Genomic DNA, 16,965 nt, shown 5'->3' with positions numbered 1-16,965 from the left:
AAGAAATATGACATCGCCAGACATCAAGTCTGGCGATGTGGCTGCACAATCAGAGGAAGGACTTGAACGGCAGGTCTGGCTCAATGGTGAAGCAATCATCGAAACCACGTGGGTAGTGATATTCAAGATTATCTTTGTCCAGCGGCCAGGTGAACTTGCCGCCGACCTGCCAGATGAACGGCTTGAAGCCATACTTCAGGCGGTCTTTTTTCATCTCCCACAGCACGCGGATTTCCTGCGGATCGGCCTGGAAGTTTGACCAGATATCGTGGTGGAACGGAATCACCACTTTGGTATTCAGCGCTTCCGCCATGCGCAGCATGTCGGCGCTGGTCATTTTGTCGGTAATGCCGCGCGGGTTCTCACCGTAGGAGCCCAGCGCCACGTCGATCTGGTGCTCGTTGCCGTGCTTCGCGTAGTAGTTGGAGTAGTGAGAGTCGCCGCTGTGGTACAGGGAGCCGCCAGGGGTTTTAAACAGATAGTTAACCGCGCGCTCATCCATACCGTCCGGCAGTACACCCGCGGCTTTCTGATCGGCAGGCAGGGTAATCAGTGCGGTACGGTCAAAGGCATCCAGCGCATGGATTTCAATATCTTTAATTTTCACCACGTCGCCAGGCTTCATCACGATGCAGCGCTCTTTCGGCACGCCCCAGCCAATCCACAGATCCACGCAGGTCTGCGGCCCGATAAACGGCACATCGTCAGCACAGTTTTGCATCACCGCTGCCGCCACGTTCACATCGATATGATCGTTGTGATCGTGAGTGGAGAGCACGGCGTCGATCTGGCGAATGGCAAACGGATCGAGCACAAACGGCGTGGTACGCAGGTTCGGCTGCAGTTTTTCCACGCCCGCCATGCGCTGCATCTGGTGGCCCTTTTTCATCAGCGGGTTGCCGTGGCTCTGCTTGCCGGTGCCGCACCAGAAATCGACGCAGATATTGGCGCCGCCTTCTGATTTCAGCCAGATACCGGTGCAGCCCAGCCACCACATCGCAAAGGTACCAGGAGAAACCTGTTCCTGCTCGATCTCTTCATTCAGCCAGCTGCCCCATTCCGGGAAGGTGCTCAGAATCCATGACTCACGGGTGATGGTGTTCACTTTACTCATCGTTTTTGACTCCTGGTTTAATCAAAAATAATCACATGGTGATTTGATGTGATTAATGCTGTCACCATTTGACGCGCTTTGCAATGGTAAAAATGCGGATTTTTATCCGTTCAACTTCACAGATCCTCCGCTTCTTACTTGTTATAGTAGTAAGCGTAAATCATTAATTTGATGAATTATAAGGATTAATTTGTTTCCGTGATGTTGTAGCGAAAATCATTATTAACGGCATGGAAATAAATTGCGTGATACGTCACAAATAATCAAATGCAATCTTGTGGTGATTATTTGTGATTAATAGAGTGATGACACCAACCGCACAGGGATTACCCCTCGTGTTCTCATTTCTGGAGAGAGTTATGGAGATCCTCTACAACGTCTTTACCGTGTTCTTTAATCAGGTAATGACCAACGCCCCGCTGCTGCTGGGTATCGTGACGTGTCTGGGCTATATCCTGCTGCGCAAAAGCGTCAGCGTGATTATTAAAGGCACCATCAAAACCATTATCGGTTTCATGCTGTTACAGGCGGGGTCTGGCATTCTGACCAGCACCTTTAAGCCGGTCGTCGCCAAAATGTCCGAAGTGTATGGCATCAACGGTGCGATTTCTGACACTTACGCCTCAATGATGGCGACCATCGAGCGCATGGGTGATGCCTATAGCTGGGTGGGGTATGCAGTGCTGCTCGCCCTGGCGCTGAACATCATCTACGTTCTCCTGCGTCGTATTACCGGCATTCGCACCATCATGCTCACCGGACATATCATGTTCCAGCAGGCGGGGCTGATCGCGGTTTCTCTCTATATCTTCGGTTACCCAATGTGGACCACGATTATCTGCACCGCGGTGCTGGTCTCGCTCTACTGGGGTATCACCTCCAACATGATGTACAAGCCGACTCAGGAAGTGACGGACGGCTGCGGTTTCTCCATCGGCCATCAGCAGCAGTTTGCTTCCTGGATTGCCTATAAAGTTGCGCCGTACCTGGGCAAAAAAGAAGAGAGCGTTGAAGACCTCAAGCTGCCTGGCTGGCTGAATATCTTTCACGACAACATCGTTTCGACCGCAATTGTCATGACCATCTTCTTCGGTGCCATTCTGCTCTCCTTCGGTATTGACGTGGTGCAGGCGATGGCAGGCAAAACCCACTGGACGGTTTACATCCTGCAGACCGGTTTCTCCTTCGCGGTGGCGATCTTCATCATCACTCAGGGCGTACGTATGTTCGTCGCCGAACTGTCGGAAGCGTTCAACGGTATCTCCCAGCGCCTGATCCCTGGCGCGGTACTGGCCATCGACTGTGCTGCTATCTATAGCTTCGCGCCAAACGCGGTGGTCTGGGGCTTTATGTGGGGCACTATCGGCCAGCTGATTGCGGTGGGCATTCTGGTCGGCTGCGGCTCCTCAATCCTGATTATTCCAGGCTTTATCCCGATGTTCTTCTCCAACGCCACCATCGGCGTATTCGCTAACCACTTCGGCGGCTGGCGTGCGGCGCTCAAAATCTGCCTGGTGATGGGCATGGTGGAAATCTTCGGCTGCGTGTGGGCGGTCAAGCTCACCGGTATGAGCGCCTGGATGGGTATGGCGGACTGGTCAATTCTGGCACCGCCGATGATGCAGGGCTTTGCCTCCATCGGGCTGGTCTTTATGGCCATCATCATCCTGATTGCTCTGGCTTATATGTTCTTCGCTGGCCGTTCGCTGCGAGCAGAAGAAGACGCGGAAAAACAAACAGCAGAAGTCTCTGCTCATTAAGGAGTTTCGATTATGACCGTACGTATCCTGGCTGTGTGTGGTAATGGGCAAGGCAGCTCCATGATCATGAAGATGAAAGTGGACCAGTTTTTAACCCAGTCCAACATCGACCACACGGTGAACAGCTGCGCAGTGGGTGAATACAAAAGTGAGCTGAACGGCGCGGACATCATCATCGCCTCTACTCATATCGCCGGCGAAATCAGTGTGTCGGGCAATAAATACGTGGTGGGCGTGCGCAACATGCTGTCGCCTGCGGATTTCGGACCAAAACTGCTGGAAGTGATTAAAGAGCACTTTCCACAAGACGTGAAGTAAGGACGCCACATGAAACTACGTGATTCGCTGGCAGAGAATAATTCCATCCTTTTACAGGCTGAGGCCAGCACCTGGCAGGAAGCGGTAAAGCTGAGCGTGGATCTGCTGGTTAAGGCTGACGTTGTCGAGCCGCGTTACTACCAGGCCATTCTGGATGGCGTGGCGCAGCATGGCCCCTATTTTGTGATTGCGCCGGGCCTGGCGATGCCGCATGGCCGCCCGGAAGAGGGCGTCAAGAAAACCGGCTTCGCGCTGGTGACGCTGAAAACGCCGCTGGTGTTTAACCACGAAGATAACGACCCGGTCGACATCCTGATCACCATGGCCGCTGTTGACGCTAACACCCACCAGGAGGTGGGCATCATGCAGATCGTCAATCTGTTTGATGACGAAGCCAATTTCGACCGTTTACGCGCCTGCCGTACCGAGCGGGACGTGCTGGATTTAATTGATAACGCCACAGCGGCGGCTGTTTAAGAGGAATTGAAAATGTCATTACCCATGTTGCAGGTTGCGCTCGATAACCAGACCTTGTCCCACGCTTATGAAACGACCCGTCTGATTGCGGAAGAAGTCGATATCATCGAAGTGGGTACCATTCTCTGCGTGGGCGAGGGCGTTCGCGCTGTTCGCGACCTGAAGGCGCTTTATCCGCACAAAATCGTGCTGGCAGATGCCAAAATAGCCGACGCAGGCAAAATCCTCTCCCGCATGTGCTTCGAAGCCAACGCCGACTGGGTCACCGTCATTTGCTGTGCGGATATCAACACCGCCAAAGGCGCGCTGGACGTGGCAAAAGAGTTTAACGGCGACGTGCAGATTGAGCTGACCGGTTTCTGGACCTGGGAGCAGGCCCAGGAGTGGCGTGATGCGGGTATTCAGCAGGTGGTGTATCACCGCAGCCGCGACGCGCAGGCCGCAGGGGTGGCGTGGGGCGAAGCGGATATCAGCGCGATCAAACGTCTGGCGGATATGGGCTTTAAAGTCACCGTTACCGGCGGTCTGGCACTGGAAGATCTGCCGCTGTTCAAGGGCATTCCGATTCACGTCTTTATTGCCGGTCGCAGCATTCGTGATGCGGCGTCTCCGGTGGAAGCGGCGCGTCAGTTCAAACGTTCAATCGCTCAGCTTTGGGGCTAGGGAGCGGGTATGTTGTCCAAACAGGTCCCGCTTGGCATCTATGAAAAGGCACTCCCTGCGGGGGAGTGCTGGCTGGAGCGGTTACAGCTGGCAAAACAGCTGGGCTTCGATTTTGTCGAAATGTCCGTTGATGAGACGGACGAACGCCTCTCTCGTCTCGACTGGGGCCGTGAACAGCGCCTGGCGCTGGTGAGCGCCATCGCCGAAACGGGCGTACGCGTGCCGTCGATGTGCCTGAGCGCCCACCGCCGTTTCCCTCTCGGCAGTGAAGACGATGCTGTACGCGCTCAGGGGCTGGAGATCATGCGTAAAGCCATTCGCTTTGCGCAAGACGTGGGTATCCGCGTGATCCAGCTGGCGGGTTATGACGTTTATTACCAGGAAGCCAACGATGAAACGCGCCGTCGTTTCCGTGACGGGCTGAAGGAGAGCGTTGAGATGGCCAGCCGTGCGCAGGTCACGCTGGCGATGGAGATCATGGACTACCCGTTGATGAACTCCATCAGCAAGGCGCTGGGCTACGCGCACTATCTGAATAACCCGTGGTTCCAGCTTTATCCTGATATCGGCAACCTGTCGGCATGGGATAACGATGTGCAGATGGAACTGCAGGCAGGTATGGGGCATATCGTGGCGGTGCACGTCAAAGATACCCGTCCTGGCGTGTTTAAAAACGTACCGTTCGGCACCGGGGTGGTGGATTTCGAACGGTGCTTCGAGACGCTCAGGCAGACAGGCTATTGCGGGCCTTATCTGATCGAGATGTGGAGCGAAACGTCGGAAAACCCTGCGGCGGAAGTAGCAAAGGCGCGGGACTGGGTGCGCGAGCGTATGGCGCGCGCGGGGTTACTGGAGGCTGAACATGCTTAAGCTGAAACAGCAGGTCTTTGAAGCCAACATGGATCTGCCGCGCTATGGCCTGGTCACCTTCACCTGGGGTAACGTCAGCGCTATCGATCGCGAGCAGGGGCTGATCGTGATTAAGCCGAGCGGTGTGGCGTATGACACCATGAACGCTGACGACATGGTAGTGCTGGATCTTGACGGAAACGTCGTAGAGGGAAAATGGCGTCCCTCTTCAGATACGGCGACCCATCTGGCGCTTTATCGTCGTTATCCCTCACTCGGCGGCGTTGTGCATACCCACTCGACCCATGCCACGGCCTGGGCACAGGCGGGGCTGGCGATTCCGGCGCTGGGAACAACGCATGCGGACTACTTCTTTGGTGACATCCCCTGCACGCGTGCATTAACGCAGGCTGAAGTGGAAGGCGAATACGAGCTCAACAACGGGAAGGTCATCATCGAAACGTTGGGTGAAAGCGAACCGCTGCATACGCCGGGTATTGTGGTCTATCAGCACGGCCCGTTCGCCTGGGGAAAAGATGCCCACGACGCCGTTCACAATGCGGTTGTCATGGAGGAGGTGGCACGCATGGCGTGGATTGCTCGCGGCATCAACCCACAGCTTCAGGGGATTGATGATTATCTGATGAATAAGCATTTCATGCGCAAGCACGGCCCGAATGCCTATTACGGGCAGAAGTGAATAAGTGCTCTGGAATACCGAAAAACAGTTGTAACCGGTGGTATTCCGGAGCCATTCACAAAAAAAAGCCCCCGGGCAGGGGGCAACGTCAACTATGGCTATGTTCTCGTTGTTGGCTTTCCTGGTGCTAGCGTTAACGCGTTATCGGTAAATATCTGCACTGGCGTGCATATTGCCGTTGCTGCCGGGCTCACGGATTAACATCACGTGGTAATAGGTTGCGCCCTGTGCATCGGTTTCTTGATTAAGGGCCTGATCTGCTTCACTTTCCGTGGCGAAATTATGATTGATGTAAATGACGCCCAAGCTTTGCACATCATCCATGTTTCTGGCCTGTTGGCTGTCTATCTTGATGGCTGCCATCGCGTTTGCACTGAGCAAAAGCGCTGCCATTAGGGCTAATGCGATTTGTTTCATGATATGCGCTCCACGACTGCGTGCTCTGAGAGGGGGACTCCTTCTTCTGTTCAGGTGATCTCTGATTAAAGTGTAATCATTCCTCCGGCGGGGAAGCGTGACCATTTCTGATGCAGTTGTTCAAAAAAACACCGCTTCCGGGTGTGAGTAATTTTAAATCACCCACTTAGACCCGCTTCGCGCTTTGTGCGAATTATTTGTGCAATCAGCTTGAGTTTCCGGGGGCGCGCAAGTATTATGACGCGTCAATTTTTCAGCCGACCTTTAACACGTTCCTTGCCTCCCCGGGCCTCGGCTGACCCAGACAGGAGGCTGAATAATCCGTAAGGAGCAATTCGATGCGTCATTACGAAATCGTTTTTATGGTCCATCCTGACCAGAGCGAACAGGTTCCGGGTATGATCGAGCGCTACACTGGTGCAATCACTGCAGCAGCGGGCACGATCCACCGTCTGGAAGACTGGGGCCGCCGTCAGCTGGCTTATCCGATCAACAAACTGCACAAAGCTCACTACGTTCTGCTGAACGTTGAAGCGCCGCAGGAAGTGATCGATGAGCTGGAAACTAACTTCCGCTTCAACGATGCCGTTATCCGCAGCATGGTTATGCGTACTAAACACGCAGTTACCGAAGCATCTCCGATGGTTAAAGCGAAAGACGAGCGCCGTGAGCGTCGCGATGATTTCGCAAACGAAACCGCAGATGATTCTGATGCTGGGGATTCTGAAGAGTAATTTCTGATGACCAACCGTCTGGCGTTGTCCGGCATCATATGCAGGGCTCCCCTTCGAAAGGTCAGTCCATCAGGAATTCCGCATTGCCAGTTCGTGCTTGAGCATCGTTCTGTGCAAGAGGAAGCCGGGTTTCACCGGCAGGCGTGGTGCCAAATGCCCGTTATTATTAGCGGACACGAAAACCAGGCCATTACTCACAGTTTAACGGTCGGTAGTGCAGTAATCGTTCAGGGGTTCATCTCTTGCCACAAGGCAAAGAACGGTCTGAGCAAAATGGTTCTGCATGCCGAGCAGATTGATTTGATAGATTCTGGAGACTAGCCATATGGCACGTTATTTCCGTCGTCGCAAGTTCTGCCGTTTCACCGCGGAAGGCGTTCAAGAGATCGACTATAAAGATATCGCAACGCTGAAAAACTACATCACCGAAAGCGGTAAGATTGTCCCAAGCCGTATCACCGGTACTCGTGCAAAATATCAGCGTCAGCTGGCTCGCGCTATCAAACGCGCTCGCTACCTGTCCCTGCTGCCGTACACTGATCGTCATCAGTAATCGGGCACGGTCCATTAATACGACTTTAAGAGGATAAGGTAATGCAAGTTATTCTGCTTGATAAAGTAGCAAACCTGGGCAGCCTGGGTGATCAGGTAAACGTTAAAGCGGGCTACGCTCGTAACTTCCTGGTTCCACAGGGTAAAGCTGTTCCAGCTACCAAGAAAAACGTAGAGTTTTTCGAAGCACGTCGCGCTGAACTGGAAGCCAAACTGGCTGACGTTCTGGCGGCTGCTAATGCTCGCGCTGAAGCAATCAACGCACTGGGCACCGTTACCATCGCGTCCAAAGCTGGCGACGAAGGTAAACTGTTCGGTTCCATCGGTACCCGCGATATCGCTGATGCAGTTTCTGCAGCAGGCGTTAAAGTGGCTAAGAGCGAAGTTCGTCTGCCGAACGGCGTTCTGCGTACCACTGGTGAGCACGAAGTTGACTTCCAGGTTCACAGCGAAGTGTTCGCTAAACTGGTTGTTAACGTTGTAGCTGAGTAATTTTTTACTCTGCTCACGTTGAAACGCCGGCCTTGTGCCGGCGTTTTGCTTTTTACATATCCCAGTCCTTAACGTGCCCTGATAAAACTGCCGTCTGGCTGGCGGGTAAACAGCACCTGTTGTCCATTTCCGGTATCAATCGTTAACCCTGTCACCACTCCGCTGGCATTCTGGCGTATTTGCACCATCTGGCCATTCTGCAGGTTACTGAGCGGCTTACCCGCACCTTCCACTTTCGCCATGGCATACACGTCTGTCGGCGGCAGGTTGTGGTCACGGAACAGCTGCGCCAGCGTTTTACCCGACTCTACGCGATAGGAACGCCACTGTTGCTCAATGCCGGTGGGCTGTTGCGTCTGAGGCTGAGACGGGGCGGCGGCTTGTTCCTGCGGCTGTTCGTCCTGAATGGGCTCTGGCTCAACCGGCGCGACCTGACCCGGGTCGTTAGACGGGGTAACGAGCTGCGTCTGCATCGGCTGTGCGTCAGGCTGCGGTCGGGTTTGCGACTGAATATCCAGCTGAGCATTGCGGGTGACGGGGGCGGTATCAACTTCATCGCCACCGGAAGGAAGCAGGAAGCCCACAATCACCATCAGCGCACCAATGATGATCCCTCTGCGATGCAGAGGCGGCAGCGGGTCCATGATGCGAAAATTGTCCGGCGCCTGCCAGATTTTCGCCAGGGTAGGTTTCAGTTCAAATCGCCCGGGCATGGCACTCCTCCTGCTCCGCGTATTTTTTATCCTGTGCCCCGAAGTATAGTTTGCTAACTGCCTGAACGGCGTAGTAAACCCGACATCCGTGACATCAGTTCGGGATTAATCCTGGTTCTCTCTATTGTTTCTGTTTCGTCGCGGTTTGTCACCTTAACTTCAGACAAAGTTTTACCCATAAGGGCATGGCTGATATGCTGCCCGCTACTTTAAATGTGATGGAAGGAAAACCCATGACCCCCCCGACTTTTGACACTATCGAAGCGCAGGCAAGTTACGGTATCGGCTTGCAGGTAGGACAGCAGCTGAGCGAATCCGGCCTGGAAGGTCTGTTACCCGAAGCGCTGGTGGCGGGTATCGCTGACGCGCTGGAAGGTAAACAGCCTGCCGTTCCGGTTGACGTTGTGCACCGTGCGCTGCGTGAAATCCACGAACGTGCTGACGCCGTGCGTCGCGCACGTTTTGAAGAGATGGCCGCCGAAGGTGTGAAATATCTGGAAGAGAACCGTGAGCGTGAAGGCGTGAACAGCACCGAGTCTGGTCTGCAGTTCCGCGTGATCACTCAGGGTGATGGCGCGATCCCGGCGCGTACCGACCACGTTCGCGTACACTATACCGGTAAGCTGATCGACGGTACCGTCTTCGACAGCTCCGTGGCGCGCGGCGAACCGGCTGAGTTCCCGGTGAATGGCGTTATCGCAGGCTGGATCGAAGCGCTGACCCTTATGCCAGTGGGTTCTAAATGGGAACTGACTATTCCGCACAACCTGGCCTACGGCGAGCGCGGCGCTGGCGCGTCCATCCCGCCATTCAGTACCCTGGTCTTTGAAGTCGAGCTGCTGGAAATTCTGTAATCGACTTTTCTTATTTCCTCTCCCCGGCTGGGGAGGGGAAAATAGCGTGAAAACCTATAGTTAAGCCGGAATCAATATTTTATCTTGCAAACGAAACTGTTGCGTGTATTTTTGTGAGCTGTTTCGCGCTGTATGAGTGATATGACACTCACTTTCAACATATTATTAACATAATATCTAAATCATAGTATTCATCCCGCCGATTCTTACCTAATATCGATTAGCCCTTACAAGGGAACGTCATTTTTTTGGCGTATTTAAAGGCCAGAAGAGCCTTAACAACACAGACAGGCATAAACAGGAAAATATCACATGGTAGATCAGGTCAAAGTCGTCGCCGACGAAGAGGCGTCGTCTGAACAGTCGCTACGGCGCAATCTCACAAACCGTCATATTCAGCTCATTGCCATCGGGGGTGCCATCGGTACCGGGTTGTTTATGGGGTCAGGCAAAACCATCAGTCTCGCCGGACCGTCAATCATATTCGTCTATATGATTATCGGTTTTATGCTGTTCTTCGTGATGCGTGCAATGGGTGAACTGCTGCTCTCGAACCTTGAATACAAATCCTTCAGCGATTTCGCTTCAGACCTGCTCGGACCATGGGCGGGCTATTTTACCGGCTGGACCTACTGGTTCTGCTGGGTCGTGACCGGTATGGCGGACGTCGTGGCGATTACCGCCTATGCGCAATTCTGGTTCCCGGGGCTGTCGGACTGGGTGGCCTCGCTGGCGGTCATCGTTCTGCTGCTGAGCCTTAACCTCGCCACCGTTAAAATGTTCGGTGAGATGGAGTTCTGGTTCGCAATGATCAAAATTGTGGCCATTGTCGGGCTCATCGTGGTGGGCCTGGTAATGGTGCTCACCCACTTCCAGTCACCAACCGGCGTTCAGGCGTCGTTTACCCATCTGTGGAATGACGGCGGCTGGTTCCCGAAAGGCATCAGCGGCTTCTTTGCTGGCTTCCAGATTGCGGTGTTCGCGTTTGTAGGGATTGAGCTGGTCGGAACGACCGCTGCGGAAACCAAAGATCCGGAGAAGTCCCTGCCGCGCGCCATCAACTCCATTCCGGTGCGCATCATCATGTTCTACGTCTTCGCGCTGATTATCATTATGTCCGTGACGCCGTGGAGCTCGGTGGTGCCAAGCAAGAGCCCGTTCGTTGAGCTGTTCGTGCTGGTAGGTCTGCCTGCGGCAGCGAGCCTGATTAACTTCGTGGTGCTGACCTCTGCGGCTTCTTCCGCAAACAGCGGCGTGTTCTCAACCAGCCGTATGCTGTTTGGTCTGGCGCAGGAAGGCGTGGCGCCGAGCGCGTTCGCCAAGCTCTCTAAGCGTGCCGTACCGGCAAAAGGGCTGACCTTCTCCTGCATGTGTCTGCTGGGTGGTGTGGTGATGCTCTACGTGAACCCAAGCGTGATTGGCGCATTCACCATGATCACCACGGTCTCTGCGATCCTGTTTATGTTCGTCTGGACCATTATCCTCTGCTCCTATCTGGTGTACCGCAAACAGCGCCCACACCTGCATGAAAAATCGATCTACAAGATGCCGCTGGGCAAGCTGATGTGCTGGGTGTGCATGGCGTTCTTCGTCTTCGTGCTGGTTCTGCTGACGCTGGAAGATGATACCCGTCAGGCGCTGATCGTCACGCCGCTGTGGTTTATCGCGCTGGGGCTGGGCTGGATGTTTATTGGTAAGAAACGTATGGCTGGCATGCGTTAAGCATGTTGCCGGGTGGCGCTGACGCTTACCCGGCCTACGTTCGAGGACGTTGCAGGCCCGGTAAGCGCTAGCGCCACCGGGCTTTTTTATTCCCCCGCCAATGCCCGCGGGAACAGAACGTTATTCTCCAGACTGATGTGTTCCATCAGGTCGTCGATCGTTTCGTTAATGCCGTTGTACATCGCTTTCCACGTTGTGCACGCTTCTGGCGGCGGCGTGACGTTGTGGGTGGTATGTTTGATCACCTCCAGCAGTTCGCCCGCGTCATCATGCTCGCTTTCCATCACGCTGATGGGCCCCATCGCCTGGCTTCCCATTCCCTGTTTAATCATCGGGAAGAGGATCTGCTCTTCTTTCATCATATGACTGGAAAGCTCTTCGTGCAGCAGGGTCAGGTATTTCGCCAGACCGCGCGGTACGGACGGTTTGTCGGCATGGACGCGCTCGACTTTGGTCGCCTGCAGGATCAGCTCCGGCAGCTGTTCACGGTGACGGTCATGATAACGCACGATGATATGGTCGATGATTTCCGCGAGCGGAGCGGTTCGCCAGTCTTTGTCGATGGGCTGCGGGGCCAGCTGCGCCAGCTCGGCTTCAATCACCTCAACGTCCAGCTCTTTGCGTAACGCCGCACGCGCCAGGGTTTGCTTACCGCCGCAGCAGTAGTCCATATCGTATTTACGAAACAGCGCAGAAGCGCGAGGAATGGAGAGCGCCAGCTCGCCGAGGGGTTGGTCGCGAAAGGCCATAGCAGTTACCTCATTCTCAATAATATAAGATGTATATTAAATGCATCTTTAAGATGGCGCTATAACCCTTTAGAGGGACGGGTAAAAATGAGATGCAGATCACAAAAAAATATCCGATTTAACTCTCTGAATGGGCTCAGGAAAGTGGTTTCGAAACTTTTTAAAGGTGGAGAAACAGTAAACAACCCGCTGTGCCTGCCGATATATCCACGTCAGACAAACCTGCATATAACAAAGGCAACGCATGTTTAAACGTATAAAAGTCATTACCCTTCTGATTTCGGTGCTGCTTGTGCTCGGCATCATGCAAGTGATTTCCGCCGGTATCTTTATCAACGCCCTGAACAACGATAAAGACAACTTCACCGTGGCGCAGCTCTCCAGCAAGAACGTGGCGGAGTTTACCGATGCGTGGATCAGTCTGAACCAGGCGCGCGTCACCCTGAACCGCGGGATGCTGCGCCTGCAAAGCAGCATGGCCTCGCAAATTAACGGCGGTCAGCTGAATGAGCTGGTGACCACGGCGAAAAATCTGCTGACTGAAGCGCAGGTTCATTACGATAAATACTATGCCTTGCCGAACACGCCAGGCCTGGATGAGAGCCTGACTAACCAACTCGAAGAGCAGTACCGCATTTACTCTGCGACGCTGACGCAAATGAACGTTCTGCTGAGCCAGGGCAATCTGGAAGATATGTTCAAGCAGAATGCCGAACAAAAACAGAACGCGATGCAGACGGTGTATCGTGAATGGCGTGAAGCGCAGGCTGCGCTCACGGATAAAGGTATTCAGGATAATGAAAGTGATTACAAGCGCATCCTGTGGATCCTCTCAGCGGTCATGCTGCTGGTGATTGTGGTGATTATCTCCAGCTGGATTGCGATGCGCCGCGTGCTGCTGCTGCCGCTGGAAGAGGTGATCAACCATATTCGCGCCATTGCGGCAGGCGATCTCACCCAGCCGATTCAGGCTGACGGTAAAAATGAAATGGCTATCCTGGCGCGCAACGTGCAGGAGATGCAAACTTCGCTGGCGAATACCGTGGGCGTAGTGCGTGAAGGCGCAGATACCATTTACACCGGTGCAGGCGAAATCTCAGCAGGCAGTAACGATCTCTCTTCCCGCACCGAGCAGCAGGCCGCGTCTCTGGAAGAGACGGCAGCCAGCATGGAGCAGCTGACGGCAACCGTGAAGCAGAACGCCGATAACGCGCGTCAGGCGTCCCGTCTGGCGCTGGATGCCTCCTCAACGGCGAAGAAGGGCGGTAACGTGGTGGAAGGTGTCGTACGTACAATGGATGAGATCGCCACCAGTTCCAGCAAGATCGCGCAAATCACTAACGTGATCGACGGGATTGCCTTCCAGACGAATATTCTGGCGCTGAACGCGGCGGTGGAAGCGGCCCGTGCAGGCGAGCAGGGCCGTGGTTTTGCGGTGGTGGCAGGGGAAGTGCGTACCCTTGCCCAGCGCAGTGCTCAGGCGGCGAAAGAGATCAAAGCGCTGATCGACGACTCCGGCGAACGCGTGAACGCGGGTTCGCAGCTGGTTAACGAAGCCGGGGCCACGATGGCCGAGATCGTCAATGCGGTTACCCGCGTCACCGACATCATGGGCGAAATAGCCTCGGCCTCTGACGAGCAGAGCCGCGGTATTGACCAGGTGGGCCAGGCGGTAGCCGAAATGGACCGCGTGACTCAGCAGAACGCCTCGCTGGTGGAGGAGTCTGCGGCCGCAGCGGCAGCGCTGGAAGATCAGGCTGCACGTCTGAACGAAGCGGTGGCGGTGTTCAAAATCACCCGCAACCAGGCGGTTAAAGCGGCGCCGGTGAAAACCTATGTGCCAAAAGCGCAGCCTGTCGCGGCGGCGTCTGAAGGGAACTGGGAAACGTTTTAAGGTCTTGCCCGGTGGCGGCTACGCCTTACCGGGCCTACGGTTTTGTAGGCCCTGCAAGCGCAGCGCCGCTGGGCAAAAATCACATCTCCGACGCCGGAACAACCCTCGGTTTTTCCGGCTTCGCTCTCACCGCCATCACCACGCCCACGACCAACAGCACGATCCCGCAGGCCGTGAACAACGGCGGCACGCTCTGGCGCATCAGGAAGGTATACAGCAGCCCGGCCAGGGTTTCGAAGACAATCAGCGGTCCTAAGATCACCGTCGGCAGCTTCTGGCTGGCAATATTCCAGCACAGCGCGCCCACCCATGAACACAGCACCGCAATCGCCACCATCAGGCCGATAAACACCCACGGTCTTGGCCCGAAGGGCTGGGCGAAGTCCGGCTGCTGATGGCCCAGCCAGAGGCATGCGCCGAGATACCCCACGACAGATACGGGCAACGTGACCAGCGCCTGCGCCGTCGCCCACATCATTGGGTGCTTGTCCGGATTCTCACGCAGCCAGCGCGCGTTGCGCAGGGCATACCAGGCCCAGCAGGCCACGGAAATGAACGCCAGCAGAATGCCAGAGCCGTACCGCCACAGGTCAACATCCCCCTGGCCATGACGCAGCTCGGCAATATTGACGCATATGAGCCCCAGGGCAGTGCAGACCAGCGCCGGTGCCATTTTTGACCACGCCAGTTTGCCATCGCGGTGGCTGTAAAGCAGGTTAGCAAAGACGGGGATGACGACCGGCAGCGTGCCGATAATCATGGTCGATACCGGCGCACCGGTACGCTGAATGGCACTCGCAAGGCAAACGTAATAGATAAGATTGCCCATCATGGTCAGCGCCAGCGCGGTGCCCCAGTCCTGACGGCTGAGCTGACGCAAGCGCGCGCGCCCCAGCCACGCCAGGGGCAGGGCAATCAGCCCCAGCGCCAGATAACGTCCGGTCGACTGCAATATCGCCGGGTACTCCGGCACGATCAGCGGGCCGACAAAAATCAGCCCCCACATCATCCCGGCCAGCAGGGCATACAACACTCCACTAATCATTTTTCCATCCACAGGTATTTACTTTGTTCTCAGTGTAGGAGGGGCAAATGCGTGCGTATTGTATGAGGTTGCGCATTAGCGCCGGGTGACCTGCTTCTGGTAGCGAACGGGGGTAATGCCATAGCGGTGGGTAAACGCGCGGGTCAGATGCGACTGATCGGTCAGCCCGGTTGCGGCGGCAACCTCTGCGGCGGGCATGCCGTGGGTGAGGAACGCTTTGGCGCGCCAGAGGCGAATGGCCATCAGCATCTGATGCGGCGTCACGTGAAAATGGGCTTTGAACTGGCGCTGGAAATGATATGGGCTGAGTGAAACGACGCCGGCCAGCTCGTCCAGCGTCAGGGCGCGCATATAGTTGTCGTGCAGGTACTCGCGTACCCGTTCGAAGCGGTGCGCGCCTTCCTGAACCCGCGGCGCGTGATGGGCAAACGGCTGGAAGGTCTCAATCAGATCCAGCAGTAATCCTTTTTGCGCAAGTGGATCGTCCGTGTGCCACAAGCCGTAAATAAGCCTGCCAATTTGCTGCGAGCGCAATGGGTCATGACGGGTCACGTCGCTGAACCACCAGTGCCGCAGACCGGTCACCTCTTCCAGCAGATCGGGTTCGATATAGACCATCCGGTAGCGCCAGCCGCCCTCGGTGGCGGATTCGCCGGTATGGATCTCGTCCGGGTTCATGGTAACGACGGATTTTTCCGCCGCGAGATGCTGGCTACCGCGATAGCGAAAACGTTCGGCACCGGTTTCAATCGTGCCGATCCCGAAGGCTTCATGGGTGTGAGGCTCAAAGGCGTAGTCAGAAATATGGGCATGATAAAGCTCCAGGCCCGGCAGTTGCGCCAGGTGGCGAAAGCGCGCGCTGTCTCTTTCATCATTAAACTGTTCCGGTACGCCTTGCACGGTAAGCCTCCTCGTGGGTCATCTTTTCATTATCAAAGATGACCAGAGGGGATGCCACAAAAAATAACCATCCCGTAACAATTACAGGATGTCTTTAATGCTCTGCGCCAGCGGCGTGGTGGCGCGTCCGATCAGTTTGCTCAGCGTATGGCTGTCGTCAAAGAGCCCGCCTTTGGAGGCCCCGACATCGGAGTCCGCCAGCATATCGGCCAGACCGGCAGGCAAGCCGACACTCTTCAGCGCGGCGGCAAAATCCGCTTCACTGAGATTCTGGTAGGTGACCGGCTTCCCGCTCTGTTTGCTGAGTTCAGCCGCCAGTTCGCTCAGCGTCCAGCGGTGGTCGCCCGCCAGTTCATATACCTTGCCCGCATGGCCCTCTTCAGCGATCACCTTGGCTGCCGCCGCGGCATAGTCTGCGCGGGTGGCAGAGGCAATTTTACCCTCGCCTGCAGCACCAATAAACACGCCGTGTTCCAGCGCAGGCGGCGCGCTCGCCAGATAGTTTTCGGTATACCAGCCGTTGCGCAGCAGGGCATAAGGAATGCCGGACGCCGCCAGCGCTTTTTCAGTGGCCACGTGTTCAACGTGCAGGCCGAGCGGTGAGGTATCCGCATGCAGCAGGCTGGTGTAGGCGATAAATTTCACCCCTGCCGTTTTGGCGGCGTTAATCACGTTCTGGTGCTGGGTTGCGCGCTGGCCGACTTCGCTGGACGAGATCAGCAGCAGCTTATCCACGCCGCTCAGCGCGGCGGCGAAGGCGGCTTCATCCGTGTAGTCCGCCTGACGAACCACAATTCCCTGCTGGCTTAAGGCTTGCGCTTTCGCCGGGTTACGTACGATAGCCACAATCTGGTTAGCCGGTACGGTTTTCAACAGCTGTTCGATAACGAGATGGCCAAGCTGGCCGGTGGCGCCGGTAATCGCGATCATGATGAATCTCCTTCGTGTTTGTCTGGTGTTGTGGCACACTAGCACCATAGCTAACTTTTAGTAAGTACGTACAAAAAGGTAA

At 55.4% G+C, this 16,965-nt stretch carries 20 protein-coding genes; 13 read left to right on the top strand and 7 right to left on the bottom strand.

Annotation, left to right across the window (positions count from 1 at the left end; genetic code table 11):
• Positions 1-49: 49 nt before the first annotated feature.
• Entirely contained in the window at positions 50-1,114 is a 1,065-nt protein-coding gene (gene ulaG / locus ACMWJS_RS18150; protein WP_262751468.1) for an L-ascorbate 6-phosphate lactonase, read from the bottom strand.
• Positions 1,115-1,473: 359 nt separating this feature from the next.
• Here ulaG and ulaA point away from each other — a divergent pair, with 359 nt between their 5' ends.
• From ulaA to ACMWJS_RS18120, 6 genes are read left to right on the top strand one after another with little or no spacing between them, the layout of a single operon-like run.
• Positions 1,474-2,874: a PTS ascorbate transporter subunit IIC gene (gene ulaA, locus ACMWJS_RS18145; RefSeq protein ID WP_032675818.1), complete on the top strand. Its 1,401-nt coding sequence runs from the start codon at positions 1,474-1,476 to the stop codon at positions 2,872-2,874.
• Between the two features lie 12 nt (positions 2,875-2,886).
• Entirely contained in the window at positions 2,887-3,192 is a 306-nt protein-coding gene (gene ulaB, locus ACMWJS_RS18140) for a PTS ascorbate transporter subunit IIB (RefSeq protein WP_003856022.1), read from the top strand.
• 9 nt (positions 3,193-3,201) lie between these two features.
• Positions 3,202-3,669: a PTS ascorbate transporter subunit IIA gene (gene ulaC, locus ACMWJS_RS18135; protein WP_414747383.1), complete on the top strand. Its 468-nt coding sequence runs from the start codon at positions 3,202-3,204 to the stop codon at positions 3,667-3,669.
• Positions 3,670-3,681: 12 nt separating this feature from the next.
• Positions 3,682-4,332, top strand: coding sequence for a 3-keto-L-gulonate-6-phosphate decarboxylase UlaD (ulaD, locus tag ACMWJS_RS18130; protein ID WP_008502901.1), 651 nt, complete (start codon positions 3,682-3,684; stop codon positions 4,330-4,332).
• 9 nt (positions 4,333-4,341) lie between these two features.
• On the top strand, positions 4,342-5,202 hold the full coding sequence (locus ACMWJS_RS18125) for an L-ribulose-5-phosphate 3-epimerase (protein WP_045907974.1): 861 nt from the start codon (positions 4,342-4,344) through the stop codon (positions 5,200-5,202).
• Positions 5,195-5,881, top strand: a complete 687-nt coding sequence (locus tag ACMWJS_RS18120) for an L-ribulose-5-phosphate 4-epimerase (RefSeq protein WP_414747382.1) — start codon at positions 5,195-5,197, stop codon at positions 5,879-5,881. The genes ACMWJS_RS18125 and ACMWJS_RS18120 overlap by 8 nt, the downstream gene beginning before the upstream one ends.
• Before the next feature lie 141 nt (positions 5,882-6,022).
• Here ACMWJS_RS18120 and yjfY read toward each other — a convergent pair whose 3' ends face one another.
• Positions 6,023-6,298, bottom strand: a complete 276-nt coding sequence (gene yjfY / locus ACMWJS_RS18115; protein WP_414747381.1) for a DUF1471 family protein YjfY — start codon at positions 6,296-6,298, stop codon at positions 6,023-6,025.
• A gap of 338 nt (positions 6,299-6,636) precedes the next feature.
• Here yjfY and rpsF point away from each other — a divergent pair, with 338 nt between their 5' ends.
• From rpsF to rplI, 4 genes are read left to right on the top strand one after another with little or no spacing between them, the layout of a single operon-like run.
• Positions 6,637-7,032 (top strand): 30S ribosomal protein S6, encoded by a 396-nt coding sequence (gene rpsF, locus ACMWJS_RS18110; protein WP_014830397.1) that lies wholly within the window; start codon positions 6,637-6,639, stop codon positions 7,030-7,032.
• Between the two features lie 6 nt (positions 7,033-7,038).
• On the top strand, positions 7,039-7,353 hold the full coding sequence (gene priB / locus ACMWJS_RS18105) for a primosomal replication protein N (protein WP_414747380.1): 315 nt from the start codon (positions 7,039-7,041) through the stop codon (positions 7,351-7,353).
• Positions 7,354-7,357: 4 nt separating this feature from the next.
• Positions 7,358-7,585, top strand: coding sequence for a 30S ribosomal protein S18 (gene rpsR, locus ACMWJS_RS18100; protein WP_000135199.1), 228 nt, complete (start codon positions 7,358-7,360; stop codon positions 7,583-7,585).
• A gap of 41 nt (positions 7,586-7,626) precedes the next feature.
• The gene (rplI, locus tag ACMWJS_RS18095) at positions 7,627-8,076 is read left to right on the top strand and encodes a 50S ribosomal protein L9 (RefSeq protein ID WP_008502894.1); all 450 of its coding nucleotides are present in this window, start codon (positions 7,627-7,629) and stop codon (positions 8,074-8,076) included.
• Between the two features lie 68 nt (positions 8,077-8,144).
• Here rplI and ACMWJS_RS18090 read toward each other — a convergent pair whose 3' ends face one another.
• Positions 8,145-8,789, bottom strand: a complete 645-nt coding sequence (locus ACMWJS_RS18090) for a LysM-like peptidoglycan-binding domain-containing protein (protein ID WP_414747379.1) — start codon at positions 8,787-8,789, stop codon at positions 8,145-8,147.
• A 233-nt stretch (positions 8,790-9,022) separates the two neighbouring features.
• Between ACMWJS_RS18090 and fklB the strand changes: the two genes are divergently transcribed.
• Positions 9,023-9,643, top strand: a complete 621-nt coding sequence (gene fklB / locus ACMWJS_RS18085) for an FKBP-type peptidyl-prolyl cis-trans isomerase (RefSeq protein ID WP_414747378.1) — start codon at positions 9,023-9,025, stop codon at positions 9,641-9,643.
• A gap of 312 nt (positions 9,644-9,955) precedes the next feature.
• Complete coding sequence (cycA, locus tag ACMWJS_RS18080) at positions 9,956-11,365, top strand: D-serine/D-alanine/glycine transporter (RefSeq protein WP_008502891.1); 1,410 nt, start codon at positions 9,956-9,958, stop codon at positions 11,363-11,365.
• Between the two features lie 86 nt (positions 11,366-11,451).
• Here the strand turns inward: cycA and ytfE are convergent, their stop codons facing one another.
• Entirely contained in the window at positions 11,452-12,114 is a 663-nt protein-coding gene (gene ytfE, locus ACMWJS_RS18075; RefSeq protein ID WP_414747377.1) for an iron-sulfur cluster repair protein YtfE, read from the bottom strand.
• Positions 12,115-12,358: 244 nt separating this feature from the next.
• Between ytfE and ACMWJS_RS18070 the strand changes: the two genes are divergently transcribed.
• Positions 12,359-14,008, top strand: a complete 1,650-nt coding sequence (locus ACMWJS_RS18070) for a methyl-accepting chemotaxis protein (RefSeq protein ID WP_045907979.1) — start codon at positions 12,359-12,361, stop codon at positions 14,006-14,008.
• Between the two features lie 79 nt (positions 14,009-14,087).
• Here ACMWJS_RS18070 and ACMWJS_RS18065 read toward each other — a convergent pair whose 3' ends face one another.
• From ACMWJS_RS18065 to ACMWJS_RS18055, 3 genes are all read right to left on the bottom strand, one after another.
• Entirely contained in the window at positions 14,088-15,053 is a 966-nt protein-coding gene (locus ACMWJS_RS18065) for a DMT family transporter (RefSeq protein ID WP_048027884.1), read from the bottom strand.
• Between the two features lie 75 nt (positions 15,054-15,128).
• On the bottom strand, positions 15,129-15,953 hold the full coding sequence (locus ACMWJS_RS18060) for an AraC family transcriptional regulator (RefSeq protein ID WP_045907981.1): 825 nt from the start codon (positions 15,951-15,953) through the stop codon (positions 15,129-15,131).
• Positions 15,954-16,034: 81 nt separating this feature from the next.
• Complete coding sequence (locus ACMWJS_RS18055; RefSeq protein WP_414747376.1) at positions 16,035-16,883, bottom strand: SDR family oxidoreductase; 849 nt, start codon at positions 16,881-16,883, stop codon at positions 16,035-16,037.
• Positions 16,884-16,965: the final 82 nt, after the last annotated feature.

Origin of the sequence: Enterobacter sp. HK-058-C-ECC (genome assembly GCF_047531125.1) — a bacterium.
GTDB lineage: Bacteria > Pseudomonadota > Gammaproteobacteria > Enterobacterales > Enterobacteriaceae > Enterobacter > Enterobacter quasiroggenkampii.
The sequence above is the reverse complement of the archived record's forward strand: the minus strand, read 5'-3'. Positions and strand labels throughout refer to the sequence as shown.